General features: G+C 54.7%; 20 protein-coding genes and 2 tRNA genes. 10 read left to right on the top strand and 12 right to left on the bottom strand.

From position 1 onward, the window contains the following. From NA986_RS09385 to pncC, 7 genes are all read right to left on the bottom strand, one after another. Positions 1–77, bottom strand: a tRNA-Arg gene (locus tag NA986_RS09385). A gap of 3 nt (positions 78–80) precedes the next feature. Further along, a tRNA-Ser gene (locus NA986_RS09380) sits at positions 81–173 on the bottom strand. Positions 174–476: 303 nt separating this feature from the next. Beyond that, positions 477–662 (bottom strand): carbon storage regulator CsrA, encoded by a 186-nt coding sequence (gene csrA / locus NA986_RS09375; RefSeq protein ID WP_000906486.1) that lies wholly within the window; start codon positions 660–662, stop codon positions 477–479. A 234-nt stretch (positions 663–896) separates the two neighbouring features. After that, complete coding sequence (gene alaS, locus NA986_RS09370; protein ID WP_023216123.1) at positions 897–3,527, bottom strand: alanine--tRNA ligase; 2,631 nt, start codon at positions 3,525–3,527, stop codon at positions 897–899. Positions 3,528–3,762: 235 nt separating this feature from the next. Continuing rightward, the gene (recX, locus tag NA986_RS09365) at positions 3,763–4,263 is read right to left on the bottom strand and encodes a recombination regulator RecX (RefSeq protein WP_001294863.1); all 501 of its coding nucleotides are present in this window, start codon (positions 4,261–4,263) and stop codon (positions 3,763–3,765) included. Positions 4,264–4,379: 116 nt separating this feature from the next. Next, on the bottom strand, positions 4,380–5,441 hold the full coding sequence (gene recA / locus NA986_RS09360) for a recombinase RecA (protein WP_000963150.1): 1,062 nt from the start codon (positions 5,439–5,441) through the stop codon (positions 4,380–4,382). A gap of 84 nt (positions 5,442–5,525) precedes the next feature. Next, on the bottom strand, positions 5,526–6,023 hold the full coding sequence (pncC, locus tag NA986_RS09355) for a nicotinamide-nucleotide amidase (RefSeq protein WP_010835022.1): 498 nt from the start codon (positions 6,021–6,023) through the stop codon (positions 5,526–5,528). A 195-nt stretch (positions 6,024–6,218) separates the two neighbouring features. Between pncC and NA986_RS09350 the strand changes: the two genes are divergently transcribed. Beyond that, positions 6,219–6,464 carry a hypothetical protein gene (locus tag NA986_RS09350; RefSeq protein WP_000053777.1) on the top strand — a complete coding sequence of 82 codons (246 nt, stop codon included), beginning with the start codon at positions 6,219–6,221 and terminating at the stop codon, positions 6,462–6,464. A gap of 37 nt (positions 6,465–6,501) precedes the next feature. On the opposite strand, the gene mltB is transcribed toward NA986_RS09350, so the two are convergent. Then, positions 6,502–7,581, bottom strand: coding sequence for a lytic murein transglycosylase B (mltB, locus tag NA986_RS09345; RefSeq protein WP_000476826.1), 1,080 nt, complete (start codon positions 7,579–7,581; stop codon positions 6,502–6,504). Between the two features lie 253 nt (positions 7,582–7,834). Between mltB and srlA the strand changes: the two genes are divergently transcribed. The 7 genes from srlA (at position 7,835) to gutQ (ending at position 12,896) form a co-directional block, all read left to right on the top strand. Next, the gene (gene srlA, locus NA986_RS09340) at positions 7,835–8,398 is read left to right on the top strand and encodes a PTS glucitol/sorbitol transporter subunit IIC (RefSeq protein WP_000573333.1); all 564 of its coding nucleotides are present in this window, start codon (positions 7,835–7,837) and stop codon (positions 8,396–8,398) included. Next, positions 8,395–9,366: a PTS glucitol/sorbitol transporter subunit IIB gene (srlE, locus tag NA986_RS09335; RefSeq protein ID WP_000199039.1), complete on the top strand. Its 972-nt coding sequence runs from the start codon at positions 8,395–8,397 to the stop codon at positions 9,364–9,366. The genes srlA and srlE overlap by 4 nt, the downstream gene beginning before the upstream one ends. A gap of 11 nt (positions 9,367–9,377) precedes the next feature. Further along, the gene (gene srlB / locus NA986_RS09330; RefSeq protein ID WP_000111553.1) at positions 9,378–9,740 is read left to right on the top strand and encodes a PTS glucitol/sorbitol transporter subunit IIA; all 363 of its coding nucleotides are present in this window, start codon (positions 9,378–9,380) and stop codon (positions 9,738–9,740) included. 11 nt (positions 9,741–9,751) lie between these two features. Further along, entirely contained in the window at positions 9,752–10,531 is a 780-nt protein-coding gene (srlD, locus tag NA986_RS09325; RefSeq protein WP_023216122.1) for a sorbitol-6-phosphate dehydrogenase, read from the top strand. Between the two features lie 76 nt (positions 10,532–10,607). Then, a complete protein-coding gene (gutM, locus tag NA986_RS09320; protein ID WP_000255198.1) occupies positions 10,608–10,967 on the top strand; it encodes a transcriptional regulator GutM in 360 nt (119 codons plus the stop codon). 197 nt (positions 10,968–11,164) lie between these two features. Next, positions 11,165–11,938 (top strand): glucitol operon DNA-binding transcriptional repressor SrlR, encoded by a 774-nt coding sequence (gene srlR, locus NA986_RS09315; protein ID WP_000804536.1) that lies wholly within the window; start codon positions 11,165–11,167, stop codon positions 11,936–11,938. Then, positions 11,931–12,896: an arabinose-5-phosphate isomerase GutQ gene (gene gutQ, locus NA986_RS09310; protein WP_001278201.1), complete on the top strand. Its 966-nt coding sequence runs from the start codon at positions 11,931–11,933 to the stop codon at positions 12,894–12,896. The genes srlR and gutQ overlap by 8 nt, the downstream gene beginning before the upstream one ends. Here the strand turns inward: gutQ and norR are convergent. Beyond that, positions 12,893–14,413 carry a nitric oxide reductase transcriptional regulator NorR gene (norR, locus tag NA986_RS09305; protein ID WP_000010814.1) on the bottom strand — a complete coding sequence of 507 codons (1,521 nt, stop codon included), beginning with the start codon at positions 14,411–14,413 and terminating at the stop codon, positions 12,893–12,895. The two genes, gutQ and norR, sit on opposite strands and share 4 nt — an antisense overlap. Positions 14,414–14,598: 185 nt before the next feature. On the opposite strand from norR, the gene norV reads away from it, so the two are divergent. Both norV and norW read left to right on the top strand, forming a co-directional pair. Further along, on the top strand, positions 14,599–16,038 hold the full coding sequence (gene norV / locus NA986_RS09300) for an anaerobic nitric oxide reductase flavorubredoxin (protein WP_023216121.1): 1,440 nt from the start codon (positions 14,599–14,601) through the stop codon (positions 16,036–16,038). Next, positions 16,035–17,168: an NADH:flavorubredoxin reductase NorW gene (gene norW, locus NA986_RS09295; protein WP_023216120.1), complete on the top strand. Its 1,134-nt coding sequence runs from the start codon at positions 16,035–16,037 to the stop codon at positions 17,166–17,168. Before norV ends, norW begins: the two co-directional genes overlap by 4 nt. A gap of 96 nt (positions 17,169–17,264) precedes the next feature. On the opposite strand, the gene hypF is transcribed toward norW, so the two are convergent. From hypF to NA986_RS09280, 3 genes are all read right to left on the bottom strand, one after another. Continuing rightward, positions 17,265–19,505, bottom strand: a complete 2,241-nt coding sequence (hypF, locus tag NA986_RS09290) for a carbamoyltransferase HypF (protein ID WP_023216119.1) — start codon at positions 19,503–19,505, stop codon at positions 17,265–17,267. A gap of 145 nt (positions 19,506–19,650) precedes the next feature. Beyond that, complete coding sequence (gene hydN / locus NA986_RS09285; RefSeq protein WP_001078791.1) at positions 19,651–20,196, bottom strand: electron transport protein HydN; 546 nt, start codon at positions 20,194–20,196, stop codon at positions 19,651–19,653. Between the two features lie 200 nt (positions 20,197–20,396). Continuing rightward, entirely contained in the window at positions 20,397–21,206 is an 810-nt protein-coding gene (locus tag NA986_RS09280) for a hypothetical protein (RefSeq protein ID WP_023216118.1), read from the bottom strand. Positions 21,207–21,223 lie beyond the last annotated feature (17 nt).

The raw sequence follows: 21,223 nt of genomic DNA, 5'->3' as shown, positions 1-21,223 counted from the left end.
TGGTGCATCCGGGAGGATTCGAACCTCCGACCGCTCGGTTCGTAGCCGAGTACTCTATCCAGCTGAGCTACGGATGCAAATGGCGGTGAGGCGGGGATTCGAACCCCGGATGCAGCTTTTGACCGCATACTCCCTTAGCAGGGGAGCGCCTTCAGCCTCTCGGCCACCTCACCACACGCCTCTTACGAGTGCTTCGAAGAACTTGTTCTGCTCATCGTCGCTGCGTGGCGCACATATTACTTTCTGGGACTTATAAGTCAAACAATTTTTCCAGAGCTTTTATCGTTTGCACACTTCACGCTCAATTAGTCTGTAAAAAAGCCAAAAAGAGTGTTTTATCAACAGATAATTTGATGACACGCTGGCCGCCAAAAGCGCACCATATCAACAGTGAGGTTGAAAAAAGTCATGAAGGGACAACGCGGGCGAGCGAGAAGAGAGGCTGCGTCTCACCCGAAAAGTGAGACGCGAAAACCTTAGTAACTGGACTGCTGGGATTTTTCAGCCTGGATACGCTGGTAGATCTCTTCACGATGGACAGAAACTTCTTTCGGGGCGTTCACGCCAATACGCACCTGGTTGCCCTTCACCCCTAAAACTGTCACGGTGACCTCATCGCCAATCATGAGGGTCTCACCAACTCGACGAGTCAGAATCAGCATTCTTTGCTCCTTGAAAGATTAAAAGAGTCGGGTCTCTCTGTATCCCGGCATTATCCATCATATAACGCCAAAAAGTAAGCGATGACAAACACCTTAGGTGTAAGCAGTCATGGCATTACATTCTGTTAAACCTAAGTTTAGCCGATATACAAAACTTCAACCTGACTTTATCGTTGTCGATAGCGTTGACGTAAACGCCGCAGCACGAGCTGCGGCGCCAACGAACGCTTATAATTATTGCAATTTTGCGCTGACCCAGCCTTGTACACTGGCTAACGCTGCAGGCAGAGCTGCCGCATCCGTACCACCGGCTTGCGCCATGTCCGGACGACCGCCACCCTTACCGCCCACCTGCTGAGCGACCATACCAATCAATTCCCCTGCTTTAACCCGGTCGGTCACATCCTTCGACACGCCCGCAATCAGAGAAACCTTACCTTCAACAACCGTTGCCAGTACGATAACGGTAGACCCCAGTTGATTTTTCAGATCATCAACCATGGTTCGCAGCATTTTCGGCTCAATACCAGCAAGCTCGCTGACCAGGAGCTTCACGCCGTTGAGATCGACCGCTTTACTGGAAAGATTTGCACTCTCCTGCGCTGCGGCCTGGTCCTTCAACTGCTGCAACTCTTTTTCGAGTTGACGTGTACGTTCCAGTACGGCACGCACTTTGTCGCCCAGATTCTGGCTGTCGCCCTTCAGCAGATGCGCAATATCGTTTAAGCGATCGCTTTGCGCATGAACGGTGGCCATAGCGCCTTCACCGGTTACCGCCTCAATACGACGAATGCCCGCTGCGGTGCCGGACTCAGAGATAATACGGAATAGACCGATATCACCGGTACGACTGGCGTGAGTACCGCCGCACAGTTCGGTAGAGAAATCGCCCATGCTCAGAACGCGTACACGTTCGTCGTATTTCTCGCCAAACAGCGCCATGGCGCCTTTCGCCTTCGCCGCTTCGAGATCCATGATGTTCGTTTCAATCGGCAGGTTGCGACGGATTTGCGCATTCACCAAATCTTCAACCTGACGAATCTCCGACGGCTTCATCGCTTCATTGTGCGAGAAGTCGAAGCGCAGCACTTTATCGCTAACCAGCGAACCTTTCTGCGCAACGTGTGTCCCAAGCACCTGGCGCAACGCCGCGTGCATCAGGTGCGTGGCGGAGTGGTTCAGACGGATACGTGCGCGGCGCGCTTCATCTACGTCAGCCTGTACCGCATCGCCCACTTTCAGAGCGCCCGCAGACAATTTGCCGATATGACCAATCGCCTGACCATATTTTTGCGTGTCGTCCACAGCGAAAGTAAATCCAGCGCCTTTCAGCTCGCCTTTATCGCCAACCTGACCGCCTGATTCCGCATAGAATGGGGTCTGATCCAGCACGACAACTGCTTCCTGTCCCGCGTTAATCACTTCAACCGCTTTACCATCGACAAACAGCGCGGTCACTTTGCCGTTCAGTTCCAGATGGTCATAACCTTTAAATTCAGAAGCGCTATCAACGCGGATCATCGCGTTGTAGTCCGCGCCAAAACCGCTAGCTTCGCGCGCGCGACGGCGTTGTTCTTCCATAGCGGCTTCAAAACCGGCTTCATCGACTTTTATGTTGCGCTCACGGCAGACGTCCGCCGTTAGATCGACCGGGAAACCATAAGTATCATACAGACGGAAAGCGGTTTCGCCGTCCAGGATGTCGCCCTGCAATTTCGCCAGTTCTTCATCCAGCAGCGCCAGACCGCGCTCCAGCGTACGGGCGAACTGCTCTTCTTCCGTTTTCAGAACCTGCTCGACCTGCGCCTGCTGACGTTTCAACTCTTCGCCTGCGGAGCCCATTACCTCAATCAGCGGCCCAACCAGCTTGTAGAAGAAGGTCTCTTTCGCGCCCAGCATGTTGCCGTGACGAACCGCGCGACGAATAATGCGACGCAGCACATAGCCACGGTTTTCATTCGACGGCAGCACACCATCGGCAACCAGGAATGCGCAGGAACGGATGTGGTCGGCGATAACGCGCAGCGATTTATTACCCAGATCGGTGGCGCCGGTGACTTTCGCTACCGCTTCAATCAACGTGCGGAACAGGTCGATGTCATAGTTAGAGTTAACGTGTTGCAGTACCGCGGCAATACGCTCCAGCCCCATACCGGTATCTACAGACGGTTTCGGCAATGGTTCCATAGTCCCGTCAGCCTGACGGTTGAACTGCATAAAGACGATGTTCCAGATCTCAATATAGCGATCGCCGTCTTCTTCCGGGCTTCCCGGAGGGCCGCCCCAGATGTGGTCGCCATGATCGTAGAAGATTTCGGTGCACGGACCGCAGGGACCGGTGTCGCCCATCTGCCAGAAGTTATCCGATGCGTATGGCGCGCCTTTATTGTCGCCGATACGGATGATACGCTCGCGCGGGATGCCGACTTCTTTTTCCCAGATCTCATAGGCTTCGTCGTCGGTTTCATAGACGGTGACCCATAAACGCTCTTTTGGCAGAGCAAACCAGTTTTCACCGGTCAGTAATTCCCATGCGAACTGAATGGCGTCGTGTTTGAAGTAATCGCCGAAGCTGAAGTTGCCCAGCATTTCGAAGAAAGTATGGTGACGTGCAGTGTATCCGACGTTTTCCAGATCGTTGTGTTTACCCCCCGCGCGTACGCAACGCTGGGAAGTGGTTGCACGGGAATAATTACGTTTATCGAGCCCAAGGAAAACATCCTTGAACTGGTTCATCCCGGCATTGGTAAACAACAGAGTGGGGTCATTGTTAGGCACCAGGGAACTGCTGGCAACTACCTGATGCCCTTTACTATGGAAAAAGTCGAGAAACGCCTGACGGATCTCAGCGGTGCTCTTGCTCATAATTATCCTGAAATCAAGCTACACTTCATCCTTCAGGCCGCCTCTGCGTTGGCTGCGAGTTTCCCGGTCACGCGTTCCCGAGGCTCACTTGCCGCTTTGATGCGGCTTGAATGATTTTGTGTATTTAAGGAATATTCGTCGCAGACGCTGTTCGCCGTTAAGCAACCCGCGTCCAGACGGAAAAAGTGGGAATAAGATAAGTTTTCTTTACCGGGAAGTAAAATCCCGTATGCGCTCAATCTGCAAAATTTCGCCATATTTGCTGGATATCGTCCATCAGATACCCGCGATAGAGCAAAAAGCGCTGTACCTTAACCTTTTCTGAAAAGTTTGAAGGGAGCGGCTCGCCATATTTGCGAACGGCCTGTTCACGTGCCATTTCACTCCAGTCAATTTCACATTCTCGCATCGCTTTTTCAGTCGATTCACGGGAAATGCCTTTCTGATTCAACTCCTGGCGAATACGCGCCGGGCCATAGCCTTTGCGGCTACGACTGGCGATAAAGCGCATCACGAAGCGCTCGTCATCAAGATAGTGATGTTCGTGGCACCAGGCGATCACGCGTTCATAATCGTCTGCCGTCGCATCAATCTCTTCCGGCCCATTTTTGCCCATCACCGGCGCGGAGAGTTTACGCCGTAATTCCTGCTCGCTGTGATCGCGGACAGCAAGAATACGTACCGCACGATCAAGGAGACGAGCATAAGCGGGACGGCGCGATGTGGGTTCACTCATAAAAAACCTTAACAGGGAGAAATGCCAAAAGGGCCGCATAAATGCAGCCCTTGATGGTAATTTAACGTTTTGCTGAATGGCGGCTTCGTTTTGTCCGACCCACCATCACCTGATGATTAAAAATCTTCGTTGGTTTCTGCAACGCCTTCGCTATCGTCAACGGCGAAATCGGGCGTGGCATTCTGATTACTCAACAGTAATTCACGAACCCTTTTCTCGATCTCTTTCGCTGTCGCCGGGTTCTCTTTCAGCCAGGTAGTCGCGTTCGCTTTACCCTGGCCAATCTTCTCGCCGTTGTAGCTGTACCATGCGCCCGCTTTCTCGATCAGCTTCTCTTTCACGCCCAGGTCAACCAGTTCGCCATAGAAGTTGATGCCTTCGCCGTAGAGGATCTGGAACTCGGCCTGCTTAAACGGCGCGGCGATTTTGTTTTTCACCACTTTCACACGCGTTTCGCTACCCACGACATTATCGCCCTCTTTCACCGCGCCAATACGACGGATATCAAGACGAACAGAGGCGTAGAATTTCAGCGCGTTACCGCCGGTGGTGGTTTCCGGGTTACCGAACATCACGCCAATCTTCATACGGATCTGGTTGATGAAAATCAACAGCGTGTTGGACTGTTTCAGGTTCCCCGCCAGCTTACGCATCGCCTGGCTCATCATACGCGCCGCGAGGCCCATGTGAGAGTCGCCAATTTCGCCTTCGATTTCCGCTTTCGGCGTTAGCGCCGCTACGGAGTCGACCACAATGACGTCCACCGCGCCTGAACGCGCCAGCGCGTCACAGATTTCCAGCGCCTGCTCGCCGGTATCCGGCTGAGAACAGAGCAGGTTATCGATATCGACGCCCAGCTTGCGTGCGTAAACAGGGTCAAGCGCGTGTTCCGCATCGATAAACGCACAGGTTTTACCTTCACGCTGCGCAGCGGCAATCACCTGTAGCGTCAGGGTCGTTTTACCGGAAGATTCCGGCCCGTAAATTTCGACGATACGCCCCATCGGCAGACCGCCCGCACCGAGTGCGATATCCAGTGAAAGCGAACCGGTGGAGATAGTTTCCACATCCATAGAACGGTCTTCACCCAGACGCATGATGGAGCCTTTACCAAATTGCTTTTCAATTTGGCCCAGTGCTGCCGCCAACGCTTTCTGTTTGTTTTCGTCGATAGCCATTATTACTCCTGTCATGCAACTTGGTATTGAACCGGATAGTGAATTCGTACTGTTGAAGCAATTATACTGTATGCTCATACAGTATCAAGTGTTTTGTAGAAATTGTTGCCACAGGGTTTGTAGCGCGTACGTCGTCGCCTGTCGACGCACCGATTCACGGTCGCCGCTGAAGCATTCCCGACGCGTAATCCCTTCTCCGCTGACGCTGGCGAAAGCAAACCACACCGTACCAACCGGCTTTTCTTCACTGCCGCCATCCGGCCCGGCAATCCCGCTAATAGCGACAGCAAAATCGGCGCGAGCGGCCTTCAGCGCCCCGATCGCCATTTCGACCACTACGGGTTCGCTGACCGCGCCATGCTGCGCCAGAGTCTCTTCACGCACGCCAATCATCTGCGCTTTGGCTTCATTACTATAGGTGACAAAGCCGCGTTCAAACCAGGCGGAGCTTCCGGCGGTGTCGGTAATGGCTTTCGCCAGCCAGCCGCCGGTACAGGACTCTGCTGTCGTTACGGTCGCCCCGCGCGCTTTTAACGCCAGCCCGACCTGCTCGCTAAGCCGCATCAGTTCACTGTCAGTCATCATGACCTCTGTCAGTTAGAAATCCTGCCGCACAAGATAGCACTTTCTCACCAGAGATGGGGACGAGCAGTCGATTTTACGAGTCGGATTCCGAAAAAATGCCAGCAGGTTATTTATGCAGAATGAAATGAGGTAGCACATGACTAAATAGCAGTACCATGTCGCTAAATTTACACGCACGGAGAGAAAGCAAGGATGTCACTCAAAAAAACGGAAAGCACACAGCAAACACTAAAACAAACCACCCAACTACGGCTGTGGGCCACAATTGGCGGCGTCTGTTCACTTGTCATGGGAGTACTGAATATATTGTCGTCAGGCTATTTTGAACCGTATGATGGCGGTCAAATTATCTTAGGCCTGGGATGTCTGGGATATAGTCTGGCACTATCAAAGAAGATATCCCACTTGCAGGCAGAGAATCAGCCCAAAAAGCCATAATAATAGCGGAGGGGGGGCTCCCCTCCCTAAGCGTAAATTAGCGCACCCGCGCCAGCGCTACCGCCTGACCCAGTTGCCAAACCGCCATCGCATAATGCGTGCTGTGGTTATATCGGGTAATGGTGTAGAAGTTCGGCAGGCCGTACCAGTACTGGTAGCCCGTACCGATATCCAGACGCAGCAGGCTGGCTTCCTGATGATTGCCCAACGATTGCTGCGGCGTTAAGCCTGCGGCGGCAAGCTGAGAGAGGCTGTATTTTGTTTTGAAACCATTCGCCAGTCCCGGCGCCTGACCATTCGCTGGCACCGCAACCGTATCGCCTTTCACCCAACCATGCGCCTTGAAGTAGTTCGCCACACTGCCGATGGCATCTACCGGATCCCACAAGTTAATGTGCCCATCGCCATTGAAATCGACCGCATATTCTTTATAGGAAGACGGCATAAACTGGCCGTAGCCCATCGCGCCCGCAAAGGAACCTTTCAGATTGAGCGGATCATCTTGCTCATCGCGCGCCATGAGCAGGAAGGTTTCCAGCTCGCCGGAGAAATATTCCGCCCGGCGCGGATAGTTAAATGACAGCGTCGCCAGCGCGTCCAGAATCCGCGTTTTCCCCATGATACGTCCCCAGCGGGTTTCCACGCCGATGATGCCCACAATGATTTCCGGCGGTACGCCGTATACCTGCCAGGCGCGGTTCAGCGCGTCTTCATACTGATTCCAGAACGCGACGCCGTTTTGCACGTTATCCGGCGTAATAAATTGTTTGCGGTAGCGCAGCCAGGCGCCATTTGGTCCGGCGGGCGGCTGAGTGGTCGGCGCTTGTCTGTCCATCAGACGCAGGACGTAATCCAGTCTTTTAGACTGCGAGAGGATCTCCTGCAGCTGCTGACGGTCGAAACCGTGTTTACTGACCATTTTATCAATGAACTGCTGCGCATTAGGGTTGTTGGCGAAGTCGCCGCCCATTTGCATGACGTTATGCTGCGGCTCAAGCAGGAAGCCGCCGGAAGACGTGCCAGTCGTCGCTTGAGTCTCGGAAGATTTTGGCGTGCTGCTACAGGCAGCAAGCAATACGCAAAGTGGAAGTAACGCTACATAACGACGCTTGAACATGAGACATCCATTAAACAAATTCAGCCAGGGAGAAGTATGGTAAAGCATCCCCCGCCGCACAAGGAAGCGGCACAAGAGAATAAATCACCTTTCTCCTCTTTTCAGTTTGTATCCGCTCCCCCACTCCCGCAATCTTTCAACTTAAAATATTTTTCTTTTATTTTGCGATCACAATAACACTTTTGAATCTTTCAACATGATTACAATGAACAGGAAATTAGCAAGAAAACTAAAAACCCTACAGGAGAGAACAATGATCGAAACCATTACACATGGTGCGGAGTGGTTCATCGGGTTATTCCAGAAAGGCGGAGAGGTGTTTACCGGTATGGTGACAGGTATTCTTCCGCTACTGATAAGCCTGCTGGTTATCATGAATGCGCTCATCAATTTTATCGGCCAGCAGCGTATTGAGCGTTTTGCCCAACGTTGTGCCGGAAATCCGCTATCTCGTTACCTGCTTTTACCGTGTATCGGGACATTTGTTTTTTGTAATCCGATGACCCTGAGCCTGGGACGCTTTATGCCGGAGAAGTACAAGCCGAGCTATTACGCGGCGGCCTCCTATAGCTGTCACTCCATGAACGGTCTGTTTCCGCATATCAATCCCGGCGAACTGTTTGTTTATCTGGGTATCGCCAGCGGACTCACCACGTTAGGGCTTCCTCTCGGCCCGCTCGCGGTGAGCTATCTGCTGGTAGGTCTGGTGACGAACTTCTTCCGCGGTTGGGTCACCGATCTCACCACCGCTATTTTTGAGAAAAAAATGGGGATTCAACTTGAGCAGAAAGTTCATCTGACAGGAGCGGTATCATGACACGGGTTCGTATTGAGAAAGGCGCCGGCGGCTGGGGCGGCCCGCTTGAACTGGACGTTACGCCAGGCAAAAAGATCGTCTATATCACAGCCGGTACGCGCCCGGCGATCGTCGACAAACTGGCGCAACTAACAGGCTGGCAAGCGGTGGACGGCTTTAAAGAAGGCGAACCGCCGGAAGCGGAGATCGGCGCGGCCATTATCGACTGCGGCGGTACGCTGCGCTGCGGTATCTATCCGAAACGCCGGATTCCAACCATTAATATTCACTCGACGGGTAAGTCCGGCCCACTGGCGCAGTATATTGTTGAGGATATTTATGTCTCCGGCGTAAAAGAAGAAAACATTACTCTTGTCGGCGAAACGCCTGCCAGTCCTCAGCCTGCCAAAACGACATTAGGACGTGACTACGACACCAGCAAAAAAATCACCGAGCAGAGCGACGGGCTGCTGGCAAAAGTCGGTATGGGAATGGGCTCCGCCGTGGCGGTACTGTTCCAGTCCGGTCGCGACACCATTGATACGGTCCTGAAAACAATCCTGCCGTTTATGGCGTTCGTTTCGGCGCTGATCGGCATCATTATGGCCTCAGGTCTTGGCGACTGGATCGCCCACGGCCTGGCGCCATTAGCCAGCCATCCACTGGGGCTGGTGACGTTGGCATTGATCTGCTCTTTCCCGCTGCTGTCGCCCTTTCTCGGCCCTGGCGCGGTTATCGCTCAGGTCATTGGCGTCCTGATCGGCGTTCAGATAGGCCTGGGCAATATCCCCCCGCATCTGGCGCTTCCCGCCCTGTTCGCGATTAACGCGCAGGCGGCCTGCGACTTTATCCCGGTCGGCCTGTCGCTGGCGGAAGCGAAACAAGACACCGTTCGCGTCGGCGTACCTTCTGTGCTGGTCGGACGCTTCCTGACTGGCGCGCCCACGGTACTTATCGCCTGGTTTGTTTCCGGCTTTATCTATCAATAAGAGGTTCAGACATGAGCGTGATTTATCAAACCACCATCACCCGTATCGGCCAGAGCGCGAAGGAGGCGCTCGGCGAACAGATGCTGATTACGTTTCGGGAAGGCGCGCCGGCGGATATCGAAGAATTTTGCTTCATCCATTGTCATGGCGAACTGACCGGCGCGCTGCAGCCTGGCGCGCGGTGTGAATTGGGCCAACATTGCTATCCGGTCACGGCGGTCGGCAGCGTAGCCGAGCAAAACCTGCGTGAACTGGGGCATATCACTTTGCGCTTCGATGGTCTGCGTGAAGCGGAATTTCCCGGCACCGTACACGTTGCGGGGCCTGTACCGGACGATATCGCGCCGGGCTGTATTTTGACGTTTGTCGCTTAAGGAGAAAAAACATGAATCAAGTTGCCGTTATCATTGGCGGAGGCCAGACCCTGGGGGCATTCCTTTGCCGTGGGCTTGCAGAAGAAGGATACCGCGTGGCGGTCGTTGATATTCAAAGCGATAAAGCCGCGAATGTCGCCCAGGAAATTAACGCCGATTTTGGCGAAGGTATGGCGTACGGTTTTGGCGCCGACGCCACCAGCGAGCAGAGCGTGCTGGCGCTTTCCCGCGGCGTAGACGAGATTTTCGGGCGCGTCGATCTGCTGGTTTACAGCGCGGGTATCGCCAAAGCGGCGTTTATCAGCGATTTCCAGTTGGGCGATTTTGACCGCTCGCTACAGGTGAATCTGGTGGGCTATTTCCTCTGCGCCCGTGAGTTTTCCCGCCTGATGATCCGCGACGGCATTCAGGGGCGCATTATTCAGATTAACTCTAAATCCGGCAAAGTGGGCAGTAAACACAACTCCGGCTACAGCGCGGCGAAATTCGGCGGCGTGGGGTTAACCCAGTCTCTGGCGCTGGATCTGGCGGAATACGGCATTACCGTACACTCGTTGATGCTCGGCAACCTGTTGAAATCGCCAATGTTCCAGTCACTGCTGCCGCAATACGCCACTAAACTGGGCATTAAGCCCGACGAGGTGGAGCAGTATTACATTGATAAGGTACCGCTCAAACGCGGGTGTGATTATCAGGATGTGCTGAACATGCTGCTATTTTATGCCAGCCCGAAAGCGTCTTATTGCACCGGGCAGTCGATCAACGTAACCGGCGGTCAAGTGATGTTCTGACCGTGAATTGCCGGATGGCGCCGTAGGCCGGATAAGACGGTTACGCCGCCATCAGGCAAAACAACAGGAGCACATTATGGTTTCCACTCTGATTACCGTCGCCGTTATCGCCTGGTGTGCGCAACTGGCGCTGGGCGGCTGGCAGATTTCCCGCTTTAATCGGGCTTTCGATAAACTTAGCCAACAGGGGCGGGTCGGCGTCGGGCGCTCCGGCGGGCGTTTTAAGCCCCGGGTGGTGGTTGCCGTGGCGCTGGATGAACAGCAGCGGGTGACGGACACTTTATTGATGAAAGGCCTTACGGTATTCGCCAGACCGGTTAAAATTGCCGCAATGCAAGGAAAACATTTGCATGAATTACAGCCTGATGTGATCTTTCCCCATGATTCGCTCGCGCAGAATGCACTATCATTGGCGCTTAAACTGAAACATGGGTAATTTCGTTGTGAATGCGTATAGCTTGCGAAATTATCATTTTGCAACCAATACCCTAAATAATTCGAGTTGCAGGAAGGCGGCGACGCAGCGAATCCCAGGAGCGTACATCAGTATGTGACCGGGGTGAGCGAGGAAAGCCAACGCACATGCAGCGTGAAGTATGACGGGTAAATACATAAGTCAGGGTAATCACGCCTATGAAACCTCGTCAGCGTCAGGCCGCGATTCTGGAGCACCTGCAAAAACAGGGAAAATGCTCGGTTGAAGAACTGGCCCAGTACTTTGACACGACAGGCACCACTATCCGTAAAGATCTGGTCATTCTGGAAAATGCCGGAACCGTCATCCGCACCTATGGCGGCGTGGTGTTGAATAAAGAAGAGTCCGATCCGCCTATTGATCACAAAACGCTTATCAACACCCACAAAAAAGCGCTGATAGCCGCAGCCGCTGTGAAATATATCCATGATGGCGATTCCATTATTCTGGACGCCGGAAGTACCGTGTTACAGATGGTGCCGTTGCTTTCGCGTTTTAGCAACATCACGGTGATGACCAACAGCCTCCATATTGTCAACGCGCTATCGGAACTGGACAACGAACAAACTATCCTGATGCCCGGCGGCACCTTCCGTAAAAAATCGGCGTCGTTTCACGGTCAACTGGCGGAAAACGCCTTTGAGCAATTCAGCTTTGATAAACTTTTCATGGGAACTGACGGTATTGACCTGAACGTCGGTGTGACCACGTTCAATGAGGTTTACACCGTCAGTAACGCAATGTGCAATGCAGCACGCGAGGTGATTCTGATGGCGGACTCCTCAAAATTTGGTCGTAAAAGCCCCAATGTGGTGTGCAGTCTGGAAACCGTCGACAAACTGATCACGGACGCGGGTATCGATCCGGCATTTCGTCAGGCGCTGGAAGCAAAAGGGATTGAAGTAATCATAACCGGAGAAAGCAATGAGTGATGCACTACTAAACGCGGGCCGTCAGACCTTAATGCTGGAGCTACAGGAAGCCAGCCGTCTGCCGGAGCGTCTGGGCGATGATTTTGTCCGCGCCGCCAATATCATTATTCACTGTGAAGGCAAAGTGATCGTTTCCGGTATTGGTAAATCAGGTCATATTGGTAAAAAAATCGCCGCGACGCTTGCCAGTACCGGTACTCCCGCTTTTTTTGTTCATCCGGCGGAAGCACTGCATGGCGATCTGGGGATGATTGAAAGCCGCGACGTGATGTTATTTATCTCCTATTCCGGCGGCGCAAAAGAACTCGACCTCATCATCCCGCGTCTGGAAGATAAATCCGTCGCGCTGCTGGCGATGACCGGTAAACTTCACTCTCCGCTGGGGCGAGCGGCAAAAGCCGTTCTGGATATTTCCGTCGAGCGTGAAGCCTGCCCGATGCATCTGGCGCCGACGTCCAGTACCGTCAATACGCTGATGATGGGCGATGCGCTGGCGATGGCGGTCATGCAGGCGCGCGGTTTTAACGAAGAAGATTTCGCCCGTTCGCATCCGGCTGGCGCACTGGGCGCGCGTTTGCTCAATAATGTGCATCACCTGATGCGCCAGGGCGATGCAATACCGCAGGTGATGCTCGCCACCAGCGTGATGGATGCCATGCTGGAACTTAGCCGTACCGGGCTGGGGCTGGTGGCGGTTTGCGATGAGCAACATGTTGTGAAAGGCGTCTTTACCGACGGCGACCTGCGCCGCTGGCTGGTGGGCGGCGGCGCGCTCACCACGCCGGTAAGCGAAGCCATGACGCCCAACGGTATTACGCTCCAGGCGCAAAGCCGCGCCATTGACGCCAAAGAGCTCCTGATGAAGCGCAAAATTACCGCCGCGCCAGTGGTCGATGAAAACGGCAAACTCACCGGCGCCATTAACCTACAGGATTTCTACCAGGCGGGGATTATCTAATCCTTCAGTCCCAGACGCTTCGCCAGCCGATGCAGGTTGGCGACGTCGGTTTCCAGCGCCCGCGCGCTGGCCGCCCAGTTATGATTATTTTGCGCCAGCGCCTGGCGAATCATCTCTCGCTGGAAGTTCTCCGTCGATTCGCGCAAATTGCGGCAAGTCGGCAGCGCCAGAAAGCTTTCCGCAGGCGGCGCGGGTAAAACATCCTCTGACAAGGCAAAATGCTGCGCCTCCAGTATCACCTCATCCCCTGCCCGGGTCGCTCTCGCCAGTACAACCGCACGGTGAATGGCATGTTCCAGCTCCCGGACGTTGCCCGGCCAGCCATAGTTGAGCAAATGGCGGCGCGCGCCGGGACTCAGCACCACGCGGGACAGCCCCAGCCGCAGTCGGCACTGCTCGCAAAAATAGCCCGCCAGCAGCACCACATCATCGCCGCGCTCGCGCAGCGGCGGCACAAAGAGCGGGAAAACGCTCAGGCGATGGAACAGATCGGCGCGAAAACGCCCCGCCAGCACCTCTTCACGCAGGTCACGGTTGGTCGCCGCCAACACCCGCACATCCACGCGCAGGCTACGATCGTCGCCGACGCGCTGAATATCGCCATACTGCAACACGCGAAGTAGCTTGGCCTGTAGCGCCAGCGACAGTTCGCCAATCTCATCCAGAAACAGCGTACCGTTATCCGCCATTTCGAACTTACCGCTACGATTACTGATAGCCCCGGTAAAAGCCCCTTTTACATGACCAAACAACTCGCTCTCCGCCACGCTTTCCGGCAGCGCGGCGCAGTTGAGATAGACCAGCGGATTGACCGCTCTGGGGGAGCCCTGGTGAATAGCTTTCGCCACCAGCTCTTTACCGGTCCCCGTTTCACCGCCGATCAGCACGTTAAGATCGGAGCCCGCCACAATCTCGATCTCTTTTTTCAACTGCGTCATCGCCGGCGACAGGCCGATCATGTGCGTCTCTTTTATCGGTTCAAACACGCCTGACGACCCCGGCAGCATGTTCTGGCTTTCCAGTTGTTCAATTAACAGCGCATTACTCAATGCCCCGGCGGCCAGCGCGGCAACAAGCCGTAGCTCTTCATCGCTAAATACCTCGAACTGCTCCGGCGTCATAGCATCAAGGGTCAGCGCACCGATGAGGTTCTGCCCGGCAAACAGCGGCAGACCAACACAGGCGTGGACTTTCAGGCTTTCCTGTCCGGGAATTAACCCGTCATACGGATCGGGTAAATCGCTATCAGCCGGAAAACGCACCACGTCCCCCGCGCGGGCGATGGCTTCCAGGCGCGGATGCCCTTCCAGAGTAAAACGTCTGCCGAGAACGTCCTGCGCCAGGCCATCAATCGCCAGTGGAATAAATTGTCGTGATTCATAGCGCAACAGCGCCGAGGCGTCGCACGCCAGCACCTGACGCAGCGTAGTAATCAGCCGCTGAAAACGATCCTGATGCCCAATACCGCGTTGTAACTCAATGGCGATGCCCGCCAATACCTCCACGGAAAAACTCATGGTTACCTCATTGTCATTTTGACAATCTATAGTGTCATATTGACAGCATCATTTATAGTCTTTTTGACTACATCAAAAATCCAAAATCTTCATAAATTTATATAAATCAATAAGATGTAAATTTGGCACACTACCTGCAATAAGCAAAACAACTTTTTGTAAACGTTGAATGAATTGAGGTGGTTATGTCTATTCTGGTTAAAAATAATATTCATTGGGTTGGCCAACGCGACTGGGAAGTACGTGATTTTCACGGCACTGAATACAAAACGCTGCGCGGCAGCAGCTATAACAGCTATCTCATTCGTGAAGAAAAGAATGTGCTGATCGATACCGTCGATCATAAGTTTAGCCGTGAGTTTGTGCAAAACCTGCGCAGTGAAATCGACCTCGCGGATATCGACTACATCATCATTAACCATGCCGAAGAAGACCATGCAGGCGCGCTGACCGAACTGATGGCGCAGATCCCGGACACGCCTATCTACTGTACCGCCAACGCCATTGATTCTATCAACGGCCATCATCATCATCCGGAATGGAATTTTAAGGTGGTGAAAACCGGCGATACGCTGGATATCGGCAACGGCAAGCAGTTGATCTTCGTGGAAACGCCGATGCTGCACTGGCCGGACAGCATGATGACCTATATGACCGGCGACGCGGTGTTATTCAGCAACGACGCCTTTGGTCAGCACTACTGCGACGAGCGCCTGTTCAATGATGAAGTGGACCAAACCGAACTGTTTGAACAATGCCAGCGCTACTACGCCAATATCCTGACGCCGTTCAGCCGTCTGGTAACGCCAAAAATTACCGAAATCCTCGGCTTCAACCTGCCGGTGGATATGATTGCCACCTCACACGGCGTGGTATGGCGCGACAACCCAACGCAAATCGTGGAACTGTATCTGAAATGGGCGGCAGATTATCAGGAAGATCGTATCACTATTTTCTACGATACCATGTCGAACAATACTCGCATGATGGCGGATGCCATCGCGCAGGGTATCAATGAAGTGGACCCGAACGTGGCGGTCAAAATCTTTAACGTCGCCCGCAGCGATAAAAATGAAATATTGACCAACGTCTTCCGTTCGAAAGGCGTTCTGGTCGGCACTTCTACCATGAACAACGTGATGATGCCGAAAATCGCTGGTCTGGTGGAAGAGATGACCGGCCTGCGCTTTCGCAACAAACGCGCCAGCGCCTTCGGCTCTCATGGCTGGAGCGGCGGCGCGGTGGATCGACTGTCCACGCGCTTACAGGATGCCGGTTTTGAAATGTCCCTGAGTCTGAAAACGAAATGGCGTCCGGATCTGGATGCGCTGGAGTTGTGCCGTCAGCACGGTCGCGACATCGCGCGTCAGTGGGCGCTTGCTCCGCTGCCGGAAACCACACAGAAAACCGCGCCAGTCGAAGAAACCACAACCTGCGCCGCCGCAGACCTCGGCCCTAAAATGCAATGCAGCGTATGCCAGTGGATTTACGACCCTGCGCAGGGCGAGCCGTTGCAGGATGTCGCGCCGGGTACGCCGTGGAGCGACGTGCCGGATAACTTCCTGTGCCCGGAATGTTCATTAGGTAAAGACGTGTTCGACGTACTGGCGACGGAGGCAAAATGAGTCGGGGGATCATCATTATTGGGTCGGGCTTCGCCGCCCGCCAGCTCGTCAAAAATATCCGTAAACAAGATGCGCATGTGCCGTTAACTCTGATTGCGGCGGACAGCATGGATGAGTACAACAAGCCCGATCTCAGCCACGTTATCAGCCAGTCGCAGCGCGCCGATGATCTCACCCGTCAGTTAGCGGGGGAATTTGCTGAACAGTTTAATCTGCGACTGTTCCCGCATACCAGGGTTGCTGACATTGATGCCGATGCCCATGTGGTGAAAAGTCAGGATAAGCAGTGGCAGTACGACAAGCTGGTACTGGCGACCGGAGCGACAGCCTTTGTGCCGCCGATTGCAGGACGTGAGTTAATGCTTACTTTGAATAGCCAGCAGGAGTACCGCGCCTGTGAGACACAACTGCGCGACGCGCAGCGAGTGCTGATTGTCGGCGGCGGTCTCATTGGCAGTGAATTAGCAATGGATTTCTGCCGCGCCGGGAAAACGGTAACGCTGATGGATAACGCCGCCAGCCTTCTCGCCTCACTGATGCCACCGGAAGTGAGCAGTCGCTTACAGCATCACCTGACCGATATGGGGGTGCATCTGCTGCTGAAATCGCAGTTGCAAAAACTGGAGAAAACCGAAGCCGGTATCCGCGCTACGCTGGTAAGCCAGCATAGTATTGAGGTCGATGCGGTGATTGCCGCCACCGGCTTACGCCCGGAAACCGCTCTGGCGCGCCGCGCCGGGGTAGCCGTCAACCGCGGCGTCTGCGTGGATAGCTATCTACAGACCAGTCACCCGGATATTTATGCGATCGGCGATTGCGCAGAGATCAACGGTCAGGTGCTGCCCTTCCTGCAACCGATCCAGTTAAGCGCGATGTACCTGGCGAAAAATCTGTTTGGCGGCAACGCGCCTCTGAAGCTACCGGCGATGCTGGTCAAAGTCAAAACGCCGGAACTGCCGCTGCATCTGGCGGGAGAAACTCAGCGCCGCGATTTGAGCTGGCAGATTACCGCAGAATCTGACGGTATGATTGCCAAAGGCATGAGTGGAGAAGGCCAGCTACGCGCCTTTGTGGTGAGTGAAGACCGCATGAAAGAGGCCTTTGCACTGCTGAAAACGTTGTCCGTATAAGCCTGTGATGCCGGATAGCGCCGCTTCGCGTCTTATCCGGCCTAAGAATGAGCATCTGTTTACACGCCGGATAAGGCGCAGCCGCCATCCGGTGCCCTACACTTCCCTTAATGCTCGCGCTGCGGCAATCACGCCCTGTCCAAACGACAGCCCGCCGTCGCCCGCTGGTAACCGCTGCGGAAATAACAATTTAAAATCAGAAAGATAAAAGGCAAGACGCGCGCGCAGTAAGCGGTTGTGTATCACCCCGCCGCTGAAGACCAGAGTGGTTATCCCCCGCGCCGTAGCCTGTTGGCGCATTAGCGTGGCAAACCCGCACGCCAGCGCATCATGAAAAGCCCAGGCGCGTTGCGCGGGCGTAGCCTGCCAGTTCAACCATTGCCGCCAGAAAACAGCGACGTCCAGTTGAGCGCCGTTAAGCGGCATCGTTACCGGATGCTCAACGTTAGCGCATTGAGAGGCCAGCGCCTCCAGCGCGCAGGCGGCCTCGCCCTCATAGCTAAGCGATGCTGGCGCGCAGGGAAGCGCGGCGGCCACCGCGTCGAACAACCGCCCGCAGGAAGAGGCCAACGGGGCATTGACGCCGCGCTCAATGGCGCGCGCCAGGACACTCCAGTTTTGCTGTTGCAGCCCCGCTGTCTCCGGGTAATCCAGCCAGTCCGGCACAAAGCGCAGGCACTGCGCCAACAGATTACGCCACGGCTGTTTGGCAGCCAGATCGCCTCCCGGCAGCGCCACGGCAGGTAAACCGCCTAAATGTTCGCATTCGCGATAATTGACCCGCAAACATTCTCCGCCCCATAGCGCGCCATTCTCACCCATGCCGATACCGTCTACCGTCAGGGCAATCACCTCTCCGCCGTCCAGCGGCCACCCATGCTCGGCCAGGCAAGCCGCCGCATGGGCATGATGGTGTAACACCGTCTCTGTCGGTAGACGCATCTCACTGGCCCACTGACTGGAAACATAGCCCGGATGCGCATCACAGACGATACGCTCTGGGGTAAAATCGTAGATTGACTGGATCAAACGCAATGCCTCGCGCCACTGCGCCTGGATACCGTCATCGCTGAGATCGCCTAAATGCTGGCTGACAACCGCCTGTTCGCCGCGTACCAGACAGAACGTGTTTTTCAGATCCGCGCCCAGACAAAGTATCGGCGGCACATCGCGAAATCCGGGCGGCAACGCAATCGCGTCCGGCACGTATCCCCGCGAACGACGCAGCATTTCGCCGCTATCGCGCACGACAGAGTCGTCCATGCGCTGTACAATGTCGCGATTGTGCAACAGAAAACCATCGGCAATATCGTGTAAATCGTCCAGCGCCTGTTCGTTGGTGATGGCGGGCGGTCTGCCGCTCAGGTTGCCGGATGTCATCACCAGCGGGTAATTGAGCTCCTGCAACAAGAGGTGTTGCAATGGGTTGGCTGGCAGCATCACACCCACCTCCGTAAGTCCTGGCGCGATGCCCTCACTCAGCGAAGGTACATACTGCTTATCCACCAGCACAATCGGGGCCGCTGGCGTGGTCAGCAGCGAACGCGCCGCGCTCGGCAGCGTTTGCGCCGTGGGCAACATCACCGCCAATGGTTTCGCCGGGCGATGTTTACGCGCCCGCAGCATCGCCACTGCGTTATCGTTGCGCGCATCGCAGGCCAGATGAAAACCACCCAGCCCTTTAACGGCAATAATGCCTCCGGCGTTCAGTTGGGCGACCGCCGCCTGCAAAGCCGCCTCTTTTTCCGCTCGTTCATGTTGGCTCCGCCACTCAAGATGCGGCCCGCATGACGGACAGGCAACGGGCTGGGCATGAAAACGGCGATCGTACGGATCGCGGTATTCGCTGTCGCATTCCGGACACAAGGGAAATGCCGCCATCACCGTAAATGGCCGGTCATAAGGCATAGCGCGAATAATGGTGAAGCGTGGTCCGCAGTGGGTGCAATTGATGAAAGGATAACGGTAGCGCCGCTCGCCTGGGGTATTCATCTCGGCAAGACATGCCGGGCAGGTCGCCGCATCCGGCACGATTTGCGTGTTCATCGAACCGCCTGCGCTCTGACGAATGGTGAAATCCGTCGGTGCGCGCTCCCATACCAACGACGCGTGTTCAACGCTGTCAATGCGCGCCAGCGGCGGGCAATCCTGATAGAGCGCGGCAATAAATTGCGACGGATCTTCCAGCAGCCGAACGACGACGCCGTCGCCGTCATTACACACGTCGCCGTGTAATCGCAACTGCTGCGCCAGCTGCCAGACAAAAGGACGAAAACCGACGCCCTGTACTTTGCCCCGAATGCGTAGCTGTACGCCGGAAGGTGTGTCTATCGCCATCTTATTTTCCCGCCATCATCGAACCCGGATGCCTGATGGCGCGACGCTTATCAGGCCTACAACCGCACGGACCGTAGACCGGATAAGGCATTGATGCCGCCATCCGGCAATGCTTTGTGGCGTATTCTACGCGCAATCGCAGAAATCAGAAAAGCAGCGATGCCGTTGAATCCAGCGCTGCACGACGGCGTTTTTCCGCGCTCAGCTGTTCAAGCTTATTGCGGTCCACGCAGATGAGGGCGTGCGTTGGGCAAGCGGCCATACAGGCCGGACCGGCTTCACGGTGGTGACACAGATCGCACTTGTTGGCTTCGGCTTTTTCGGCACGCACGTTCAGCCCCGCGCCGCTATTGCGAACCACCGGACGTACCACCACTTCCATGGCGCCGTAAGGACATGCCACTACGCAAGTTTTACAGCCAATGCAGCGTTCCTGCATCACATGAACAAAGCCTTTGTCACGGCTGATGGCGCCATTCGGGCAAACGTTGGCGCACGGCGCGTCTTCACACTGGCGACACAGCGTTGCCGTGGAAACATTCACGCCTTTGATGACATGGATACGAGGTAAAAAGGTTTCAGGGGTCAGCGATGCGCAATCCTGATTTTCCTGATGGGATACGACGCAAGCCACTTCACAGGTACGGCAACCAATGCACTTACTCGCGTCTGCAATGATGAAACGGTTCATCAAATTCTCCAGCAATAACAGATGATGTGCCGATATATACACGAATCGTGCCAATTTTTATTTCATTGTTATTTAAGAATATTATTTCTATTTTCGTGAGCATTTACGTGTCATCGTCACAAGTGTCGATGACACGTAATGTCGCCAGTGGTGGTCAAGATTTGCAGTGATAGCCAGTCAACTCTGCACCGCAACTGACATCAATCCTGATTAACGCCTGGCAATACGTTACCGCGTATTAAACAGCGCTGCGTAAGGGAAAGATCGTCCGTTTGCGGATTCCTTCCGGCAATAGGTTTGATAATTAATTTACGGCCAGGATAGTGATTAAAACGGGTCAGCGCCGGATAACTCAACCGGCCAAACCAGCCGTGTACGCGCTGCCAGCGGGCGTCCTTCACCTGATATAAATTGGTTATCCAGTAGCCTGAGTCAAACTGCATATCCAACAGTTGCGTGCGCCCATTGCCCTGTAAATCAAGCAAATCATCGACGCCAGTATCGGTCGCGGTATAAAACCCCCACGGTTCAAAGACGCAGGGGCGGCCATTCTTGAGAAAGGTGAAAATGATGTATTGCGCGCTCGGCGCCAGGCCCAACCCAGGATTACCCAACCAGATAACCAGATCCTGAATGCCGTTACGATCGAGGTCAGCGCGATAAAATTGCGCATTACCCGCCAAATTAATCAGCATTCCCACCGGGACAACCCACGAATTACCGGCTCTGTCTTTTCCGCTAATCCGCCATTCGTTATCTTTTTTCGGCTCCGGCAGTAGCGTCACCCCACTGACTCCGACCTGGCGAAAATGCCAGGTCTGGTCGGGCGATACAGAATAAGGCAGGGTCAACAGCGGCTTCAGCGCACGCTTTTGCGCATATTCACCGTCGCTCATCGGCAGGTAACCGACAAAACCGGTGGCCAGTGCGCGCGCGGCGATGCAGAAAAATAGCAGTCCGCTCCATACGATAATCTTCACGTCCTTCTTACCGCCTATGCCGGGGAACACAAATTCTCCCTAAATAT

The organism is Salmonella sp. NW177 (assembly GCF_051811585.1).
Lineage (GTDB): Bacteria > Pseudomonadota > Gammaproteobacteria > Enterobacterales > Enterobacteriaceae > Salmonella > Salmonella enterica.
This window is presented reverse-complemented; position numbering and strand designations above follow the sequence as displayed.

Bases quoted from the DNA above. Each gene is read 5' to 3' on its own strand.
- csrA (WP_000906486.1), bottom strand. From the start codon at position 662: ATGCTGATTCTGACTCGTCGAGTTGGTGAGACCCTCATGATTGGCGAT.
- alaS (WP_023216123.1), bottom strand. From the start codon at position 3,527: ATGAGCAAGAGCACCGCTGAGATCCGTCAGGCGTTTCTCGACTTTTTC.
- recX (WP_001294863.1), bottom strand. From the start codon at position 4,263: ATGAGTGAACCCACATCGCGCCGTCCCGCTTATGCTCGTCTCCTTGAT.
- recA (WP_000963150.1), bottom strand. From the start codon at position 5,441: ATGGCTATCGACGAAAACAAACAGAAAGCGTTGGCGGCAGCACTGGGC.
- pncC (WP_010835022.1), bottom strand. From the start codon at position 6,023: ATGACTGACAGTGAACTGATGCGGCTTAGCGAGCAGGTCGGGCTGGCG.
- NA986_RS09350 (WP_000053777.1), top strand. From the start codon at position 6,219: ATGTCACTCAAAAAAACGGAAAGCACACAGCAAACACTAAAACAAACC.
- mltB (WP_000476826.1), bottom strand. From the start codon at position 7,581: ATGTTCAAGCGTCGTTATGTAGCGTTACTTCCACTTTGCGTATTGCTT.
- srlA (WP_000573333.1), top strand. From the start codon at position 7,835: ATGATCGAAACCATTACACATGGTGCGGAGTGGTTCATCGGGTTATTC.
- srlE (WP_000199039.1), top strand. From the start codon at position 8,395: ATGACACGGGTTCGTATTGAGAAAGGCGCCGGCGGCTGGGGCGGCCCG.
- srlB (WP_000111553.1), top strand. From the start codon at position 9,378: ATGAGCGTGATTTATCAAACCACCATCACCCGTATCGGCCAGAGCGCG.
- srlD (WP_023216122.1), top strand. From the start codon at position 9,752: ATGAATCAAGTTGCCGTTATCATTGGCGGAGGCCAGACCCTGGGGGCA.
- gutM (WP_000255198.1), top strand. From the start codon at position 10,608: ATGGTTTCCACTCTGATTACCGTCGCCGTTATCGCCTGGTGTGCGCAA.
- srlR (WP_000804536.1), top strand. From the start codon at position 11,165: ATGAAACCTCGTCAGCGTCAGGCCGCGATTCTGGAGCACCTGCAAAAA.
- gutQ (WP_001278201.1), top strand. From the start codon at position 11,931: ATGAGTGATGCACTACTAAACGCGGGCCGTCAGACCTTAATGCTGGAG.
- norR (WP_000010814.1), bottom strand. From the start codon at position 14,413: ATGAGTTTTTCCGTGGAGGTATTGGCGGGCATCGCCATTGAGTTACAA.
- norV (WP_023216121.1), top strand. From the start codon at position 14,599: ATGTCTATTCTGGTTAAAAATAATATTCATTGGGTTGGCCAACGCGAC.
- norW (WP_023216120.1), top strand. From the start codon at position 16,035: ATGAGTCGGGGGATCATCATTATTGGGTCGGGCTTCGCCGCCCGCCAG.
- hypF (WP_023216119.1), bottom strand. From the start codon at position 19,505: ATGGCGATAGACACACCTTCCGGCGTACAGCTACGCATTCGGGGCAAA.
- hydN (WP_001078791.1), bottom strand. From the start codon at position 20,196: ATGAACCGTTTCATCATTGCAGACGCGAGTAAGTGCATTGGTTGCCGT.